This window comes from Paenibacillus sp. J22P165 (assembly GCF_059692015.1).
The window spans coordinates 71,281-90,512 of sequence record NZ_JCAUAP010000011.1; the positions used below are offsets into that span (position 1 = coordinate 71,281).

General features: G+C 45.8%; 15 protein-coding genes and 1 pseudogene. 2 read left to right on the forward strand and 14 right to left on the reverse strand.

Annotated elements, in window-relative coordinates; translation table 11 throughout:
- Positions 1-6: 6 nt before the first annotated feature.
- Together addB and AC58QM_RS26465 are read right to left on the reverse strand one after the other, a co-directional pair.
- Complete coding sequence (gene addB, locus AC58QM_RS26460) at positions 7-3,537, reverse strand: helicase-exonuclease AddAB subunit AddB (protein ID WP_497287794.1); 3,531 nt, start codon at positions 3,535-3,537, stop codon at positions 7-9.
- 680 nt (positions 3,538-4,217) lie between these two features.
- A complete protein-coding gene (locus AC58QM_RS26465) occupies positions 4,218-5,588 on the reverse strand; it encodes a class I SAM-dependent rRNA methyltransferase (protein WP_497287795.1) in 1,371 nt (456 codons plus the stop codon).
- Positions 5,589-5,714: 126 nt separating this feature from the next.
- On the opposite strand from AC58QM_RS26465, the gene AC58QM_RS26470 reads away from it, so the two are divergent.
- Positions 5,715-6,728 (forward strand): Na/Pi cotransporter family protein, encoded by a 1,014-nt coding sequence (locus tag AC58QM_RS26470; RefSeq protein ID WP_497287796.1) that lies wholly within the window; start codon positions 5,715-5,717, stop codon positions 6,726-6,728.
- Here the strand turns inward: AC58QM_RS26470 and deoC are convergent.
- The 5 genes from deoC to prmA form a co-directional block, all read right to left on the reverse strand.
- Positions 6,691-7,371, reverse strand: coding sequence for a deoxyribose-phosphate aldolase (gene deoC, locus AC58QM_RS26475; protein WP_497287797.1), 681 nt, complete (start codon positions 7,369-7,371; stop codon positions 6,691-6,693). The genes AC58QM_RS26470 and deoC overlap by 38 nt on opposite strands.
- Before the next feature lie 132 nt (positions 7,372-7,503).
- Complete coding sequence (gene mtaB, locus AC58QM_RS26480) at positions 7,504-8,838, reverse strand: tRNA (N(6)-L-threonylcarbamoyladenosine(37)-C(2))-methylthiotransferase MtaB (RefSeq protein WP_497287798.1); 1,335 nt, start codon at positions 8,836-8,838, stop codon at positions 7,504-7,506.
- 5 nt (positions 8,839-8,843) lie between these two features.
- Entirely contained in the window at positions 8,844-9,611 is a 768-nt protein-coding gene (locus AC58QM_RS26485; protein ID WP_497287799.1) for a 16S rRNA (uracil(1498)-N(3))-methyltransferase, read from the reverse strand.
- A 123-nt stretch (positions 9,612-9,734) separates the two neighbouring features.
- A complete protein-coding gene (locus tag AC58QM_RS26490) occupies positions 9,735-10,406 on the reverse strand; it encodes a site-2 protease family protein (protein ID WP_497287800.1) in 672 nt (223 codons plus the stop codon).
- A gap of 10 nt (positions 10,407-10,416) precedes the next feature.
- On the reverse strand, positions 10,417-11,391 hold the full coding sequence (gene prmA / locus AC58QM_RS26495) for a 50S ribosomal protein L11 methyltransferase (RefSeq protein WP_497287801.1): 975 nt from the start codon (positions 11,389-11,391) through the stop codon (positions 10,417-10,419).
- Between the two features lie 210 nt (positions 11,392-11,601).
- On the opposite strand from prmA, the gene AC58QM_RS26500 reads away from it, so the two are divergent.
- Entirely contained in the window at positions 11,602-12,408 is an 807-nt protein-coding gene (locus AC58QM_RS26500) for a glycerophosphodiester phosphodiesterase (RefSeq protein ID WP_497287802.1), read from the forward strand.
- 75 nt (positions 12,409-12,483) lie between these two features.
- Here AC58QM_RS26500 and AC58QM_RS26505 read toward each other — a convergent pair whose 3' ends face one another.
- From AC58QM_RS26505 to dnaJ, 7 genes and pseudogenes are all read right to left on the reverse strand, one after another.
- On the reverse strand, positions 12,484-12,759 hold the full coding sequence (locus tag AC58QM_RS26505; protein WP_497287803.1) for a hypothetical protein: 276 nt from the start codon (positions 12,757-12,759) through the stop codon (positions 12,484-12,486).
- Positions 12,759-12,911, reverse strand: a pseudogene (locus AC58QM_RS26510) (YfhD family protein); the annotation flags it as partial. The gene AC58QM_RS26505 and the pseudogene AC58QM_RS26510, both read right to left, overlap by 1 nt.
- Before the next feature lie 91 nt (positions 12,912-13,002).
- Positions 13,003-13,794: a hypothetical protein gene (locus AC58QM_RS26515; protein WP_497287804.1), complete on the reverse strand. Its 792-nt coding sequence runs from the start codon at positions 13,792-13,794 to the stop codon at positions 13,003-13,005.
- Positions 13,795-13,806: 12 nt separating this feature from the next.
- On the reverse strand, positions 13,807-15,018 hold the full coding sequence (locus tag AC58QM_RS26520; RefSeq protein ID WP_497287805.1) for an ABC transporter permease: 1,212 nt from the start codon (positions 15,016-15,018) through the stop codon (positions 13,807-13,809).
- Positions 15,015-15,692, reverse strand: coding sequence for an ABC transporter ATP-binding protein (locus tag AC58QM_RS26525; RefSeq protein ID WP_497287806.1), 678 nt, complete (start codon positions 15,690-15,692; stop codon positions 15,015-15,017). The genes AC58QM_RS26520 and AC58QM_RS26525 overlap by 4 nt, the downstream gene beginning before the upstream one ends.
- Before the next feature lie 83 nt (positions 15,693-15,775).
- Positions 15,776-17,503 (reverse strand): alkaline phosphatase, encoded by a 1,728-nt coding sequence (locus tag AC58QM_RS26530; RefSeq protein ID WP_497287807.1) that lies wholly within the window; start codon positions 17,501-17,503, stop codon positions 15,776-15,778.
- 571 nt (positions 17,504-18,074) lie between these two features.
- Positions 18,075-19,208 carry a molecular chaperone DnaJ gene (dnaJ, locus tag AC58QM_RS26535; protein WP_497287808.1) on the reverse strand — a complete coding sequence of 378 codons (1,134 nt, stop codon included), beginning with the start codon at positions 19,206-19,208 and terminating at the stop codon, positions 18,075-18,077.
- Positions 19,209-19,232 lie beyond the last annotated feature (24 nt).

Consider the following 19,232-nt stretch of genomic DNA (forward strand, 5'->3'; position numbering starts at 1 on the left):
CTACCTTCACGATTGGCTGACGTGCGCAGCCAGTTCCGTCCATACCTGATCCTTTGCACGCGGTCGGAAAACTTGAATGTCATTCCCCTCAAATAAGGGATCTATTTGACAAATTGCGGTATACGAACAATGCTGGCAGGCAGACTTTTTCCCTAAACGATAAGGAGCAATATCTACATGACCATCTGTAATGTTCGTTCCAATTTGCTTCACTTGTTTTCGAACATACGTTCGCAATGTATGCCATTGTTCATCCGTTGCCACCGACGAAGTCGAGTAAAAGCTTCCATCCTTCTTCAAGGCAACAGGAATGAGTTGTGAATGCCCTGAGCTGTTTATTAGCTCATCATCCATTAAGCCAGCTACTTCAGCATCTGCTGTAACCAAGCCCTTCATTTTGAATCTTTTGCGCAGCTCTTTCTCGACGGAAGCAGGATCTAGGGCATTTTTCTGTTGAAGCATAGGGTTATGCACATGGAAATACAGTACGCCCGCAGGCTTCGCCTCAACACCTAGCCATGTTTCTGCATGTGTAAGAATAACATCCAGGTACGTAAGCATCTGTAGCGAAAGTCCGTAATACACCTCTGAAAGCCGCAAGTCAGTTTGACTAGATTTGTAGTCAATTACGCGCAAAAGAACACCTTGCTCACCATCAGCTCGATCTACTCGGTCGATTCGGCCGATAATCTCCATCGTACAACCGTTTTCTAATTCAAATGTCAGGGAAGGCAAATCCTTTCCTGGACCAAAATCTATTTCAAGACCTAGAGGTTGAAATTGCCCATGCTTGGCATGTTCACCGAGTATAATGGCAGCTCGTCCAACTACTTGCTTTAATTTCCTTGCAATATACGCATAACGACTTGAGCTTAATAGAATTTCACCTTGAAGTCTTGGTGCTAGCTCATCCACCACTTGTGCAGACCTTTCCATACACTGCTCAGCAGATAATGCTCCCCAATCTAGCTGGTCTTGCTGAAGCTTTTGCACAAATTGATTTAAGACTGCGTGGAACAATTGACCGATATCCGGTGCATCCAAACGATATACGCGACGCTCCTGCAATCGTAATCCATGCGAAATGAAATGAGAGAACGGACATGCTACAAACTTCTCCATCCGTGAAACACTGGCACGTAAATGCTGACCATATAACTGTTTACTGGTTGTGGAGCTAAGCCCCTTCTCTTTGTTGGTATATTGTAATGCCTGTACAAGAGATTGCAGTTTTAATTGCCAGTCGGGTTGATCCACATACCAATTGTACGCGTCCCACCATAGCTCTGACATGCGCCCTCCCAGCATCCAATGCTTCATACGAACAGCCAAATAGGAGATCGCCTGTTTCGGATGAGCTAAATAAGCTGCTTGCTCATTTTCTGGCAATTCCACAGACGGTTCAGCAAGAAGTAGTGACCCTTCTGTTCCCGGAAAAAGCTGTCGCATTTGTCTTATTAGCTCTGAAGGCAATAACGATTTCCCTTCTTCATCCGCTAGCGGGTAACTGATCCAAAGCCGTTTTCCTGGAACAGTCAACGATGTATAAACGATAAATTGCTCATCCAACAGCTTCCGGCGACTTCCATCAGCCATAGGCAAACCAGAGTCCATCAGAACGCTTCGTTCTGCTTCTGTGAGGACACCTTTTTCAGCCATTTGTGCAGGAATTACCCCATCATTTACACCTAAAATATAAGCATACCGAATCCCGCTTGATCGTGTCCGATCCATGCTTCCAATCAGCAATTGATCCATTGAAGGCGGAACTAACCCCAGCTTCATGCTTTCCATTCCTGTTTCAATAAGACCGTTAAACAGCTCTAAAGAAAGCTCATCATCGCCCATGGTTTCTACCAATTGATCCAGCATATCCATCACACTGTTCCACATTTGTCCATGTTCGCGGGCTTTTTCTGGCTTTCCATCCCGTGTTGCTTGCTGAGTCCATGCTTCCAACTTCTCTGGTGCTTGAACAGATAGTAAGAGCTCATAAACAGCTTCAACCTGAGCCTTAACTGTACGCGCTTGAGCAAGGCGATTAGATAAAGCTAGTAACGGGCGCACAACCCACGATTTGCTCGTATTTAATGCTTGAAGCTCGGCCGATTGTTCTTGCAGTTGATCCTCATCTTGTTCCAAGTTGGCACGGAATTGATAGGTCCAAGGTTTACCATCTGTCCATCGATAACCTTGAATCCCGAAGGCAAGCACGTAATTCTCTAATTTATCCAGCTCAGTCCTCTGTGACGTCGCACCTGGAGGCAGCAGTAAATCTGTTTTGATACAACGAAATACGGCATCGTAATGCCAGTTATGTTGAACAACTTCGAGTGCAGAACGTATAAATTCCACGAGTGGATGATGAAGCACCGAACGCTTCTGATCAAAAAAGTGAGGAATCTCATAATCCGTAAGCACCATATTTAACAAATCCTGATAACCTTCCATATTCCGCACCATGATGGCCATTTCACGCCACCGTACGCCTTGCTCGCGAACTAATTGCAGCATGTCACGCACGGCACCTTCAACCTCAGCACGGCGATGAACCGCTTCTCTAATAACAAGCTGATCAGCTATCTTTTCCCCAGGAGAAGTCTGATACTTGGGAGCTCCCCCACCAATTCGTCGATCAAAATTTTGCTCTAAATACGCAAGCGCAGGACTATCTTCGTAGCGCGGCGAACGGTGTGGCGTAAGTTGAAGAACCTCTGCCGAATTAAGGCCTAATTGCCAAATCATCTCCTGCAAACGTACCATCGTCGTAGCCGTAGGATGAAATAAATCCAACTCATCCGGCGTATCACCTGCCTGCACCTCTCGATCCAGACATAACGTAATTGTCACTTGTTTGCACGCAGCAAATAAAGCACCAAGCACCTTGAATTCTTGAGGAGTAAACCCGTGAAACCCATCTATCCACACCGAAGATGAACGCAAATAACTAGAGTTAGTCACTTGTTCAGCAAGCAGTGTCAAGTAATCTTCACCGTCCAAATACTGCTTGGCAAGCTCTGACTCAAAGTGTCGATAGACGAGTTGGATATCGTGCATTTTATCTCGCAGCAAGCCATGCTCACCAAGGTTAGTCACTCGTTTATTCTCATGTGTCTCCAGCTGTTCTGCCGTCACACAATACCGCTTCATTTCTGTGAAAAGCTGGTTCAAACGGTCAACGAAGCCCATTTGCTCAGCAGAATGACCGAAGAGGCGAAGCTTATCTTTGTATTTATGTAAAATGCTCGTTAACAGCAGTTTCTTTCCTGTATCATCAATAGGCAGTCTCGCTGTGCCGCCTTCCTCTTGCATCACACGCCACGCTAAACGGTGAAAACTCAGCACTTGCGCACGGATCATCCCGCGGATACTTGGATCTGATACTAGTGCATGCTCAGCTTGAAATGTGGCTTGTTCTGGGACAAGCAGAATTAACGGGTCACCTTCAGGTGCCGATGCTAGCTGCTGCTTCATTTCTGTCAAACAGCGCTCACTCTTGCCGCTACCGGCTCTACCGAGCACGAATCGAATGGACATTCAAGGCCTCCTAACACTTTCCGTCGGAAAGCTTGCTTCGTAAGCAATTCTCGTTTTCTATCTTTCTATTCTAGCATATTTCAATGGATGAGTCGGCGTGGTAGATCATGGAGGGGGTTCTTGGGGATACATTTCGAACAGGAAATACGAACGTACATTCTATTAGTATAGCATGAAAAGCAAAAAACAAAAAGGAATATGCTATGAAAACTAATGTGATACAAGGGTTTTATAGAGCAAACACTATTTCGCTGGAAATTGCGTATTTGCCAATTCTCTTCCGTAACTCGTTTTTCGACTTACACGACTTGAATCACACCGTTTCTCTCCCGTAACTCGATTTTTTCGACTTACACAACTAGAATCGCACTAATTCTCTCCCGTAACTCGATTTTTTCGACTTACATAACTAGAATCGCACTAATTCTCTCCCGTAACTCGATTTTTTCGACTTACACGACTAGAATCACACCGATTCTCTCCCGTAACTCGATTTTTTCGACTTGCACGACTAGAATCTCACCGATTCTCTCCCGTAACTCGATTTTATCGACTTAATCGAACGATTCCCGCTAGCCTATCACTTCACCTCCGTCGCCCCCCTCCCACTATCCCTGTAAACAAGACAAAAAAACAAAGCCAGATTAACCAGCTTTGCTTAATTCACTGAAAATATCAGCTTATTTACTGCGCACTTCAAAAATAGCAAATTTCAAATAATGCCCCTCATCTACGCCAAGAATGCGCGGGTGATCCATGCCTGCTCCACGGAACTCAATCAAGCGCAGCAGCTTCCCAGCATCTGTTGCCGCGGCATGAATGGTTTCTAGGAACAATTCTGGATGCATGTGATATGAGCAGCTAGCTGTGACCAGATAACCACCTTCATTCACAAGCTTCATCCCGTGTAAGTTAATATCTTTATAGCCTCGGCATGCTCCTTCAACAGCACTTTTGGTCTTGGCGAAGGCTGGCGGATCAAGGATTACAACATCCCATGTTCTGCCGCCAGTACCCACTGGCTTAGAAGTGTCGACTTTGGCTTGTCCTGTCGCAGCAGCAGAGCGAAGCTTACGCTCATCCAAGCCTTTAACTTGTGTACGCAAGTATTCAAAAGCATCTGCAACAACGAATTCAACGCGATCTTCGAAGCCATTCAATGCAACGTTTGTACGTGCACTTTCGATGGCATGCTCAGAAATATCGAGGCAGGTCACTTTTTTGGCACCAAATTGACAAGCATTTAGCGTAAAGCTCCCCGTATGCGAGAAGCATTCCAACACAGAAGCTCCGTCCCAAAGCGGGAACGTCACTACTTTGCCATTTGCATTCACAGGCAGCATTTGCTTAACGCCATTCTCTTCGACTTCTGACAATTGAATGCCACTGCGGTGACCCCAGCCAGTCATCAACGGCGCGATAGCCGCACGATTCTCACGTTGATCGAAGAAGTAACCCGTCTTCTGACCTTCCTCAATATCCACCCGGATCCGAAGGCCATTCTCAAGAATATCAACATGCTTCGCACAATCTCCGAATAGAAGCCCTTTCGTCTGTTTAAGACCTTCTAACTCACGAATGGAAACGTCACTTCGCTCATAAATCCCTGCAGGCTTCATGACTTGTACCAACGCTTCCACGATGTTCTCCCGGCAGAGGTCCATTCCCAAGGTCAAAAGCTGAATAACTAGCGTGTTCTCGAATTTATCTACAATGAGTCCTGGCAGGAAATCGGCTTCTCCATAAACCAAGCGATAGGACTGCGCTCCTTTCACAAAGCGCTGACGATGAAGGAAACAACGAGTAAATCGTTCGACGAAAAACTCCGTCGTCATCGCCTCAATCGGGCTATACGATACAATACGTACCGTTAGCTGTGAATTTTCGTTGTAATAGCCAGTTGCTAGATACTTGCCTAGGTGGTTCTGAACAGATACAAGCTGTCCAGGTACGATATCTCCATCCGTCCGCTCGATTTCACTCTTATAAACCCATGGATGTCCTTGCTCCAAGCGAGGTTTGCGTTTTTTATTTAAAAATACTGCTGCCATATTGTATAGCCGTCCTTTGCGTGAAACCGTTCACCTACATCATCTGGCTTGTCATGCTTGTCTGTACGGTCACATATATTGGTTGAAAACGAAAACGTGGTACACTCACGAAAAGGAGATCCTCTCATGATTCATGCGATTATTTTGCCTGTACTCACAGGCTTTATTTTATTCCTGCTCGGAATGAAGCTGATGGAATCCTCGCTTCAGACCTGGGCAGGCCCTCGCCTCCAGCTGTGGCTGGAGCGGTTCACCCGCACACCGGTGCGCGGCCTCATCACCGGCACCGTACTAACCGCGGCGCTGCAGAGCAGCACCGCCATCACAGTCATCGCCATCGGCCTCGTCGGCGCTGGCGTCCTGTCCTTCCCGAGAACACTTGGCGTGATTCTCGGAACGAACATCGGCACGTGCCTCACCACTGAGCTGATCGGGCTCAGCATAGGTGGCATCGGCGTGCCGATCCTGATCGCCAGCGCCTGCGTCTGGCTGGCGAGCTGGCTTGCCGGTCCGCTGCCTCAGACAAGCGGACGCGCGACCAGCGCCCCGCAGACCGCCGCTATGCACGACGGTGGGCGCCCCTGGCTGCGCAGCGTCCGCTACGGCTCGCTCGCGGTAGCTGGCTTCTCGCTCGTGCTGCTCGGCATCGAGATCATGCAAACCATCGGGCCTGCGCTGCAGTCCCGCGGTCTCTTCACTTGGTTCGTGCAGCAGGCGCAGACAAGTCTGCTCTGGGGCATCCTCGCTGGCGCAGCAGTGACCGCGCTCGTGCATAGCAGCGCAGCCGTCATCGCTATGGCGATGAGCCTTGCCGCTTCTCAGGCACTGCCTGTCGAGCTTGGCGTTGCAATAACCATAGGAGCCAATGTCGGCACCTGTGTCACTGCGCTGATCGCCGGCATGAGCAGTTCACGCGCCGGTCGATACGTCGCATGGTCGCATGTTCTGCTGAATGTCGGAGGTGCGATCCTCTTTTACCCTATTATTCATGTGCTCGTTAGTCTTTCAGCCTTGCTTGCTGATGACGCCGCTTCACAAATTGCCCGTTCCCAAACCATTTTCAACATCGTAGGTTCCTTAGTTGCATTGCCTTTATGCTATCTTAGTATGTGGAAGCGCCTTGAGTTCCGTTCACAATAGCTACACCTGAACTAGTACCTAATCTTGTCGCACCCGCTTCGATCATCGCAATCGCTGTCTCAACATCACGTACTCCACCTGATGCTTTCACACCAATCGTGCTGGACACATTTTGACGCATCAAGCGAACATCTTCAACCGTAGCTCCACCTGGGCCAAAGCCAGTCGAAGTTTTGACAAAATGAGCACCCACTTCTTCAGAAAGACGGCATGCCGCTATTTTTTGCTCATCATTCAAGAAACCTGTTTCCATGATTACTTTGACGATGGCTTTCCCTTTGACAGCATCTACAACTTGTTTAATATCAGAACGAACGGCATCAAGTTGCCCTTCCAATAGTAATCCGATTGGCAATACCGTATCGATTTCAGCTGCGCCGTTTTCAACAGCTTTTGCCGCTTCAAATGCTTTCACTTCACTCAAACTCGCGCCAAGAGGGAAGCCAACTACAGCAGCAACCTTAACTCCGGTTCCTTCCAATGCTTTAGCAGCTGTAGCAACAAATTGTGAATTTACACACACGCTGAAAAATTGATGTTGTGCCGCTTCCTCGCACAATTTGTGAATCGCAGCTGTACTTGCATCTGCTTTCAAAAGTGTATGGTCAATATAGCTAGCAATTTCTTTCGCGTTTAACGTCATCGAAAAGCACCTCATCTAATATTGTTATTTCATCCTTACCTGCTATGCTCTCGTGCAATCGAGAAAACCTCTATCGCAGTCCTTCAATAGGAACGACCACGAGTAGAGGTAGGTACTTGCCTAAAGCTTCACTTACAGATTCACTACGCCTTCAAGAATGCGCACAAGTTGTCCTTTGCTTTCATTCACGCCAGCTTCCGTAACCTTAACACGGCACACTTGACCGATCATCTCTTCTGAACCTTCAAAAACTAATTGCACATAGTTATCCGAATAACCGCTGTACAGCCCACTATCCGGTGCACCTTTGTAGGTACGCTCTGGAATGACCTCCAGAACTTCTCCAACAAACTTCTGAGCATAAGCTAACTGCATTTTCTCCGAGAGATCAATGAGTTCATGCACACGCACATTTTTGATTTCTTCATCCACTTGATCTTCCATCCTTGCAGCAGGAGTACCTGTCCGTTTGGAATAAGGGAAGACGTGCATTTCTGAAAATTTCATTTGCTCCATGAACTTGTAACCATCGCGGAACATCTCTTCTGTCTCGCCAGGGAAACCAACGATGACATCCGTCGTGATTGCAACATCCGGCATAATCTCGTGCAGACGCTCAATCTTACGAGCGAATTCTGCCGTCGTATATTTGCGGCGCATCCGCGCTAATACTTGATCATCGCCCGCTTGCAGCGGGATATGAAGGTGACGGCACATTTTGTCCGAAGATTTCAGAACGTCAATCACTTCATCTGTAATTTGGCTGGCTTCAATAGAGGAGATCCGGATTCGCTTCAAACCTTCGACTTTATCTAAATCCTTCAACAGCTTGGCCAAGCTGTAATCTTCAATATCTTCGCCATAGCCTCCCGTATGAATACCTGTCAGGACGATTTCCTGATAGCCAGCAGCAACGAGTTGCTCAGCTTGTGCGATAACGCTTTGCGGTTCACGACTACGCATTAACCCGCGTGACCACGGAATAATGCAGAATGTACAGAAGTTGTTGCAACCTTCTTGAATTTTCAGAAACGCCCGTGTACGATCAGCAAAATCAGGCACGTCCAATTCTTCGAAAGTGCGGGTTTTCATAATGTTGCGAACTGCATTAATCGGTTGACGATCCAATTCAAATTGCTTCACGATTGGAATAATCTTCTCACGATCCTGCGTCCCGATCACCATGTCTACACCTGGAATCGCCATAATTTCAGCTGGAGACGTTTGTGCATAACAGCCTGTTACAGCAACAATCGCTTCTGGATTACGACGAATTGCGCGTCGAATCATTTGACGGCTTTTCTTATCCCCTGTATTCGTAACTGTACATGTGTTAATCACATAGACATCTGCCGTATTTTCAAAATCAACTTGTTCATAGCCCTCATTTTTGAAAAGCTGCCAAATTGCTTCTGTATCATAAAAGTTTACTTTACATCCTAGTGTATGAAACGCTACCGTTGCCATTTCGCTTATCCTCCCATTTCTCCGGTTTCATAGAACAGACACGTTAGACCCACCATGGCAGCCGTCTCTGTCCGCAAAATGCGATTCCCCAGCGAAACCGAGCGAAAGCCAGCATCTTCAGCTTGCTTAATTTCTTGCTCTGTGAATCCACCCTCGGGGCCAACCGCAATCAAAACTTGTTTTCCTGATCCTAGCTGGCCTGCTGCTAGAGCTGCCTGAATAGCTGGCTTTAACTGCTGACCGTCTTCCTTCTCATAACAAATCCAAGCGACATCCGCTTCCTTAGCTCGCTGCAACAGTTGCTTCCACGAGTAGACCGACTCAATCTGCGGCACGCGGTTACGATGCGCTTGTTCGGCTGCTTCTTTTGCGATTTTCTGCCAGCGCTCTGTACGCTTAGCTTCTTTCTTCGCATCATACTGTACAATGGTTCGTTCCGATAAAAAAGGAAGAAACCGGGCTGCCCCGATCTCGGTCCCTTTTTGAATAATAAGCTCCATCTTATCGCCTTTAGGCAAGCTCTGTGCAATCCACACATCAACTGCTGCTTCTGCATCCATCGCAAGCTCTTCCACGATTTCCGCGGTCACAGCTCCCTTATCCAAGTGAGTGATACGAACGAGCACTTCACGATCCACGCCATTGCTGCAGATCACTTTGTCTCCTACTTCTGCCCGCATGACACGACCTAGATGATGTGCATCATCACCCTCAATGGTGACGGTTTGTGTAGAAGCATGGAACTGCTGAGGCGGGAGAAAATAACGCTGCATAGTCAAAGCCTCTCTATCTTCGTTCTTTTGAACTTTATTGGACATCAAGATCCAGTGAAACTACCACACACCATCATACCTCGTTTGAGCCTGAAAATCCATATGGAACTGTTTGGTCAGAGGTTACATGCCCAGTATGCTAGTAATCACAATGGCAAACTGGTTGATAATGCTGTCACCTAAGCGTAGATAAGGATCTAACGTTACCTGACGTAATGGTCTGATAAAGACGACTAAAAGGAAAATCACAGACGCCCATTGTTCAAACTTTTGAAGAGTTTCCGTGTATCTAAGGTTAACCAAATCTTGAATAATGCGATACCCGTCCAGCGGCGGAATTGGTATTAAGTTAAACAGGAATAGTGTAATGTTGATGTTCAACATCAGCTTCAAGAACAAGACAATCGCATCTCCGCTACCTTTGGACATCCCATCTAACCAACCATACTTCTGGAACAGAGCGAAAATAAATAACGTAATAAAGGCCATAATCAAGTTACTAATCGGTCCAGCCGCGGTTACAATAATGCCAAACAAGCGAGGTCGCTTGAAATTACCACGGTTTACGGGCACCGGCTTCGCCCAACCAAAGCCGGCAATCAGCAGCATGATCGTCCCGAAAAGATCCAAATGGACCATCGGGTTCAAGGAGACGCGGCCAAACTGATACGCCGTAGAATCTCCTAATTTATAGGCGCTATACGCATGCGCCCATTCATGAATCGTAAACGAAAGTACGAGCACCAAGATGACAAACGGCAACGTATTCCAATCGTAAAATAATAAGCCTCCCATGAACCAACACCTACAGCTTTCTAGCTACGATCACAACCCAATTCGAATCATAGTTTTTCTCTACGATCGTGAATTTAGCTGCAATCAGTGCTTTTTCTACATCCGCTTCTTTATTCGTTATGATGCCTGAAGTAATGTAATATCCGCCTTGTTGCAGCACCTCGTACACATCATCAACGAACATCACAATGACCTCTGCCAAAATGTTCGCAACGACGAGTTGAACAGGAATTGACACACCTAACCCTGCATCCCCTTCGGACTCGCTTTCTTTAAGTACGCCAAGAAGATCGCTAAGTTTCACAGTAATTTTATCTTCGAGTTGATTCTGCTTCGTATTATCCAACGCACTAGTAACAGCTACGGGATCTAGATCCACAGCAAGGACATGTTTAGCTCCAAGTTTAGCTGCTGCAATTGAAAGAATACCTGAGCCCGTTCCCACATCAATCACGTCGTCACCAGGCTGCAGCACTTTCTCTAGCGTTTTCAAGCAAAGTGATGTCGTTGCATGTGTACCTGTACCGAACGCCATTCCTGGGTCAAGCTCCAAGATCAATTCCTCTGGTGAAGCCGTATATTCTTCCCACGTTGGTTTAATGGTTAAGCGATCAGATACACGAATCGGTTTGAAATATGTTTTCCATGCGTGTGCCCAGTCTTCATCATCAACTTCGACAACTTCAAACGTCGCATTTCCCGTATCGATATCAAAATCCGCCAATTGTTCAACAGATGCCTTCAGATTCGCGAGAACAGGCTCCATGTCTGTGCCATGGTAGAAATAGCCTTTGATCACAGCTCTTCCTTCCGGGATATCGTTAAACGGTGTTTCGTATAATTGACCGAATGACGTATCTCGCTCTTTATTTAAAGTTCCGGATTCTTCGATGGAAACACCTCCGGCACCCAATTCATGAACAAAGTTGGTTATCATTTCAATCGCTTCTTCAGTCGTATGTACAGTTAATTCTTGCCAAAGCATCGGTATTGCTCCTCCTGTCGGTTACTCCTATATGAAAATGTCACCCGATTAGGCTATTTTCACAAAGAACATTGTACTACACTTCGCTTCTGGGGTAAAATGGAGTCATCAATGTAAGCGCTTTTTTATTTTTCTTAACACTGTTCTAACAATCTGGTGTTACATTGAATAAGTCATCATTATTATCTATTGTAAGAACGGAGACAGCTTATGCGAAAAACACTCATGGTACTTCCTGTTTTCCTTGTAATGGCGCTTATCGCCCCCCTGACAACCAAAACCTTGAGTGCCGATAATTACAGTCAAGTTACTGCTCATCGTGGAAGCTCAGGGCATACGCCAGAGAATACGCTAGCTGCGTTTCAACAAGCCATTGCCGATCACGCTGGATATGCAGAGTTAGATGTCCAAGAAACGGCAGATGGCATCGTCATGCTTATGCATGATAATAGTGCGGATAGAACGACTGGTATCAACAAAAATATGTGGGAAGTCACCTCGTCTGAGCTCCAACAAGCCAGTGCTGGAAGTTGGTATCATAAGGATTTCAAAGATGAGCATGTCCCTACTTTGGATGAAGTTATTACACTCGCCAAAGGTCATTTGAAGTTGAATATCGAGCTAAAAAATAACGGTCATGTGGTGGATCTTGCCAAAAAAACGGTAGATATTATCCAGTCCCATGATTTTGTAAAAGAATGTACTGTGACCTCTTTCGATGCGGAGCTTTTGCATAAAGTGAAATCTCTGAACTCCGCCATTAAGACTGGCCTCATTGTAGGTCAAAACACCGAAAATCTCGATGAGCTAATGAAAAGCTCTGATTATGAAGTTATTTCTGCGGCATATCCGCTTGTGAATGAATCTTTCATGAGACTGGCCGAGAATCACCATAAAGAAGTTTATGTTTGGACAGTCAATGACACTAGAATGATGAGACGAATGCTCGCTCTAGGTGTGTCCAGCATTATTACGAATTATCCCGATAAGCTTGTCAATTTGATGAGCGTTGAATAAATGTTGTACATGTAAAAAAAGCACCTGCTCCTTCAGCCTCAACAAATGAGGTTCAATGGAATAGGTGCTTCTTGTTTAAACCGTCCCGCCCGCTGTTTCAATCACACGGATCGCTTGCTCATAACATTTCTCATCAATCACAGCAGCTAAAACAATATCTAATCTAGCAGCATCAACTTCATGATCACTACTAATCATACTATCCGCCATGGATGACTCCAACCCGCTGCCAATATCATTCGAAAAACGGTCAACCTGCACATCCACAGCTCGTAATGCCTTTAATTTTGAAGCGACACCTTCTGCTTGCTCTGGTGAGTAAAAATAGGCAAGAATTCCTCGCTCAGCCATTACTGATCTTCCTGACGGTCATCCGCTGCTTGCGCACGTGCGGCCGCCTCGAAATCATCCTTATCCGCTACTTCTGCTGAAAATTCAACATCCTCTTGCTTAGCAACTGGCAGGTTGCTTTGTGATTGGCTATTTTGCTTCTGGTTCATATACGTATGCCTCCTATATTCCTGATACCTTTATTGAAAGCCCCATATATCGTTTGCGAACCAGAACCTTTTTATGCAAATCCTTACATCACGATTACTCCTTTATTTTCTCAAAAGAAGCATTATACAACCGAAACATCGTTTTGTAGCCCGATTCATCAAGCTTAATGCCGACATCGAGCTTCCCTGTGATTAAAAGAGGTCCCGAGGTATATCTCAGTTTCACTGCATCGGGGACATACACAATCATGATTTGATTCCAGTATGTCTCGTCACCATTATCGAATGGACATTCTGCTCCAGGTTGAGGAATCAGAAGGAACCAGTGCTTTTCAAAGGACAAAACCTCCCCCATAAATCCTTTGATCTGGACGGTCTTCCCGTTCATATCCCAAAACTTATTAGAGGGCGTATCTTGCTTAGCCGTATCGAAAAACTCCCCCCATTTGATCTCGTTGGTCAATTGGTTTTTTGTCGATTTTGGCGTACTGACAGGCTCTGTCGGTTTGGCTTCTGGTTTGGTCTCCACTGGTTTGGTTTCTGTCTTCGGAGCCGCACTTCCTCCAGGCTCGGCAGACTTCGGCGACGTTACAACGGGCTGTGTTTCACTAACCTGTGCCTGTGGGGAAGGTGATGGTGGCACTGAAGGCTTCGTAGTTGGAGCTGGGGACGATTCCGGACCCATGGTTGCTAGACTTACAGGTGTCGCAACAGGTGCAAGTGTCTCCTTGGAGGACACATGACTAGCTGGCGCTGAAGAAGCGACGGTTGGTGAAACAATACTACCGAAAGATTGTCCTGGCGATTCCGTCTTCTTTTGACCACAACCTGAAACCACAACGCATAAGACTAACATCAGTCCAATACCGCAATATCTATTTCTCATCCTATCGTCACCTCAAGACCGGAATAATTGCAAAGGATCAACGCGATATGCTTGAATTGCTGGGCCAATTGAAGCAGCTATCGCAATCAATAAAGTAACTACAACCAGCAAAAACTCCCCTGGTAAGTAAGAACCCGCTTGTATTTGTAAACCTGTCTGCGCGAAAACAACATCACTGCTTAGATATGCGCCTAGATGCCCAAGCGTCATCCCGACAATTAACCCCATGATGGTTAAAAGAACACCTTCTCCGATCAGTGAAAACCAGATGAACTGCTTCGATTTCCCTATTAATCGCAGTAAAGCAACATCTCGTTTGCGTTCATGAACGGCAGCAACCAACGATAATAAAATCGATCCTGCTGCGAGTAAAATACAAATGACCGTTACGAATTTTACTGCTTGTGTTCCTTGATCAACAACGTTAACTACATCGGCTACCGCCTTGCTCGTAAAGACAGACTGCACATTATTGTATTGTGCGAACTCTGTTTTGATGGTCTGGGCACCAAGTAGTGATTTCGGTTTGACAAGAATTGCTGTAATATCTTGCTTGCCACTTTTCTGACTTTCGTGAACAGCCCACGCATAATCCAACGTTGTAAATACAGCACGATCATCTGATGTATGAAGTGGCGGCAATATACCTACTACCGTATATGTAAAGGCATGATGTCCCTCTTCTTCGTCTTCTTCCTCCTCTTCATGCACGCCTACTTCCTGTATAAGTCCATGGGCACCAACAAACGTGTCTCCCACCGATAGACCAAGCGAACTTGCCACATAGGAACCAACAATGGTCTCGCCTTGTTTTCCGTAAAGATTACCTTGTGCCATTTGTTTGCCAGCGCCATAGCGTGTCAGGAAATAACCTGGCTCCATGCCGATAATTGGGAACCCTTGATAATTGTCACCCGTCGTCATGGCATATGCCGAATCCACGAAGTCATTTTTGCGCACATCATCTAAAACCGTGATTGGAATATTCCCCGTAGGCGCACCAATGTGGTAGTAGGTATTAAGGGCAAGCTGTGTACTGCTGCCTTTGGCTCCAATGGTGACATCAAAAGGTCCATAACCATTCTCAGCGCCTCGCTCAACGCCTTGACTGCATATTAGAAGGAATACAACCAAGGCACCTGTAATAGCTACAGAACAAATCGTCAATAGTGACAAGGTTTTACGATGCCAGAGTTGGCTCCAAAGCAAAGAGATGACACTCATACCGATACACTCCTAAGCAGCTCATTCAGTTCTCGCATATCTACTCTTGTCGGAAACATTTCAGCGATATGTCGATCATGCGTGACTGAGACCAAAGTCAATTGCTCCGCTTTACAAATCTCAAGCAACAAGGCCATCAACTCACTCCCTGTCTCCCAATCCAAGCTGCCAGTCGGCTCATCCGCTAACAGTAGTGGGGGCTTTGTAATTAAAGCCCTAACAATTGCGGCTCTTTGTTGTTGCCCCCGCGAGAGTTGCGACGGTAGATGGTCCCTACGATCTTTCAGGCCTACACGTTCAAACCAATCGTCAAGCTTATCCGTTCGCTCCTTTTTCGACCAAGTACGCGGCAGAATTAACTCAACGTTTTTTCTTAAGGAAAGTGAAGAAATGAGATGAAAATCCTGAAAAATATAGCCGATCTTCTCCGCTCTAAAGCGATCTCTTTTACTTTCGGAGAGAAGATGAACCGGTTGATCAGCTACCCAGATCTCCCCCTGTTCTGGCGTGATGACGCCGCTTAACAGATGTAAAAGCGTGCTTTTCCCACAGCCACTCGGTCCCATTAGCGCGATTCTTTCACCTTTTTGAATATGCCACTTCGCTATTTGCAAGATTGGCAAGTTTTGACCATGGAGTCGGAACGATTTCGTTATTCCCTGCATGCTAATCATGCAAACCCTCCTTACTTCTATTCGACTACAAAAAGAAAAGAGGACACAGGGAAGGAGCCCCCCATGTCCGTCTGCTCCTATAATTAATTTTTTACAATGCGCTCATTGAAGGAATCCCATGTGAATGTTTTTCCAGTCAGTTGATTAAAAGCTTCAAGCGGCAAATACAACTTACCGTTATCCACATTGCCAACCCATGCACTTGCAGTACCATTCACAGTAATCTCTCCCGTTGAGACAAGAACAGAGATCTTTTGACTATCTTTTGTAAAAGTTACGGTATGTGTGGCTTCATCCCAGCCTACTTGAATGCCGAGAGATTCTGCTAGTGATCTTGCAGTAAACAACGTTTTGGAATCACGCGTTACTTTGAACATTGGGTACAGATATTTGTCCTGAAGCTCTTTCGTGGCAGCTGCCAAATCAGCACCAATCACTTTTGCACCATTTTTCGCGATGTCCGTATTATCGATGTCGCCTTTAACTAGAGAAGCTATTGGACCATATGCCCACACACCAACATCAACCCCAGTATGACCATGTCCTGTCCAGCCAACTGCAAGGCGTTTCGACACGACTGCATTATAACCGCCGCCACGTCCGTAGGAGGAGCCATCGCCATTCAAAATCAATTGAACCTCTTCATCCGACAGATCCGTGAAGCCAATATTGTCTGCAACGATTTTGCGGATATCTTCTGCTGTTTGCGCTTTTTTCAAAATAGCATCGATATACTCGTAGGTATGTTTCTGTTTGTTAAACAGATCTACATTTATTTCATAAACATTGTCTCTCGCAAGGGAAAGACCACCTGTCTCATGATCCGCTGAAACAACAACAGAGGTATTGCCATCTTTTTTAGCAAAATCAACTAATGTCTTGAATGTAGCATCCAGCTCTAGCATTTCTTGAATGTTTGCAGGCAGATCGTTGGCATGACCAGCGTGATCGATACGGCCTTGCTCTACCAATAAGACGAAACCATTTTTATTTTGGGATAAAATATCCAATGCCTTTTGCGATAATTGCGGCAAGCTAGGCACAGTCTCTGTACGGTCAAGTACGTAAGGAATTTCCGCATCTGCGAAAAGTCCAAGCGCTTTACCTGCAGTTACAGGGATGGCATCCAAGCCTTTTTTATCAAAAGCCGTTTGGTACCCTTTAGCTTGAAAGTCAGGAATGATGTTTTTGTCCGTACGTTTTCCTTTATCTTCTTTCGTCGTGAAGTTGACCTTACCTCCACCGAAAATAACGTCGACACCACTGTTCAAATATTGCGAAGCAATTGCATTTTGATTGCTGCGTTGACGTACATGGGATGCCCATACAGCAGGCGTAGCTCCAGTAATATTATCTGTTGATACTAGACCCGTTGCTTTGCCTTGCTTCATAGCCGCTTCAATCACAGAAGCATAAGGTGAAGCTACTTCACCGTTAGAGACACTGATTGCATTGTTGTATGTCTTATTCCCTGTTGAAAATGCTGTCGCCGCTGCTGCAGAATCCGTAATTGCACCAGACTCCGTTGTGTAAGGACTTGCTTGTGAGTATGTAGTCGCTTTTCCAACATAATAACCGCCATCTAACTCCAGACGATCTTTACCTAGGAACTTTTTCGCGTAATAACGAGCAGCTGTTACTTCAGCAGGTCCCATTCCATCGCCGATAAGAACAATCAAATTTTTAGAAGGTGGAGCAACTGAAGTTGACGGTGCCGCTGAATCTGCAGCAGAAACTGTCCCTGCTAGACTTAGAGTTAATAAGGAAACTGCCATTCCAGAACTCATGATTTGTTTTAACGCTTTTTTCAAATGTTTTCCCTCCAAAAATAGTATTTCACCTTACTAGCATAAGGCTCATAGATTTGGAGAACGTCAAGTTCATATGTAGGTTTTGTAAATTTGATGGGATATGTTAAGGGATCATTAATAGGGGGCGCTAGCGTTTCGTCTGTCCTGATTTTAAACAGGTGGTGGGTTCTATGTCCGTTAGACGGGGATGCTGATCAATTGACTGATTGGTGGGTTGGTGGCTGGGTGCTGAATGAAGGGTTGGGCTGGAGTTTGGGTGTTGGGAGCAACCACGAACTAGTGTCCAATGGATAAATCCACTGAATTGTTTAAAATCCACCCTGAAAATTGTATTTAATTGGATTACTCCAATGTAATGTCACATCCCCCGTCTTTTTCAGCCCATTTTGCGTAGCTGGATTGGAAAAATCCAATAGAATACGTTTTCTCACCTTCAATTCTACGATTACAATGGATTTATCCAACGGATGATCTCTTTTCACCCCTCGCCTATTTTCCAAAACAAAAAGCACCCCAAACGTGTGAATGCACAGAATACATCTGTCATCCACAAGCGAGGTGCCATAGTTAACTAGTCGCCTAAGAAGGCTCTTTTCATACGTTCAAAAATAGACTGACTTTGCTCATGCGTATGCTCGCCGCTTTGCTTTCCAAACTGACGAAGCAAATCCTTTTGATCTTCTGACAAATTCGTCGGTGTCATCACGATAACCTTCACGTGTTGATCCCCTTGACCAAAGCCACGAAGATGGGGAACGCCTTTGCCTTTGAGTCGGAAATACGTATCCGTTTGGGTACCAGCTGGAATCTTGAGTTTTACTTTCTCCGTCAGCGTTGGGATTTCAATTTCATCACCAAGGGCTGCCTGCATGAAAGTCAATGGCACTTCACAATATACGTCATTGCCTTCACGTTGGAAGAACTCGTGATTTTTGACACGAATAACGACATAAAGGTCACCAGATGGGCCTCCGCGAGTCCCACTTTCACCTTCACCAGATACGCGAAGTTGAGCACCATCATCCACACCTGCTGGAATCTTAATGTGAATTGTGCGTGTTTTCTTCACTTTACCAGCGCCATGACACGTTCCGCATTTTTCTTTGATGATTTTACCGGAACCATTACAGGACGTACACACGCGGCGATTTACAATACGGCCAAATGCTGTATTCTGAACCACTTCTTGTTGTCCGCTGCCGTGACAGCCGCCACAAGTTTCTGGTTTCGTTCCAGCTTTGGCACCTGAACCATGACAGGTATCGCAATTCTCTGTACGAGGAATGTTGATATCCATTTCTTTACCAAAAATGGCTTCTTTGAATTCCACTGTCATCGTATATTGCAAATCGTTACCGCGTTGCGGTGCATTCGGATTACGACGATTACCACCACCGCCGCCACCGAAGAACATATCAAAGATATCCCCGAAGCCGCCGCTGAAGTCTTGGCCGCCGCCAAATCCTTGATTCGGATCAACGTGACCGAACTGATCGTACTGCGATTTCTTCTGATCATCACTCAGAACATCATACGCATCTTTAGCTTCTTTGAACTTATCTTCAGCATCCGCCGCTTTATTGACGTCAGGGTGATATTGACGTGCCATTTTGCGGTAAGCCTTCTTGATCTCATCCTGCGAAGCATCCTTGCCGAGACCTAATACCTCGTAATAATCACGTTTACTCACTTGTTCCACTCCCATGTTCAAGACTACAAACGGAAAGTC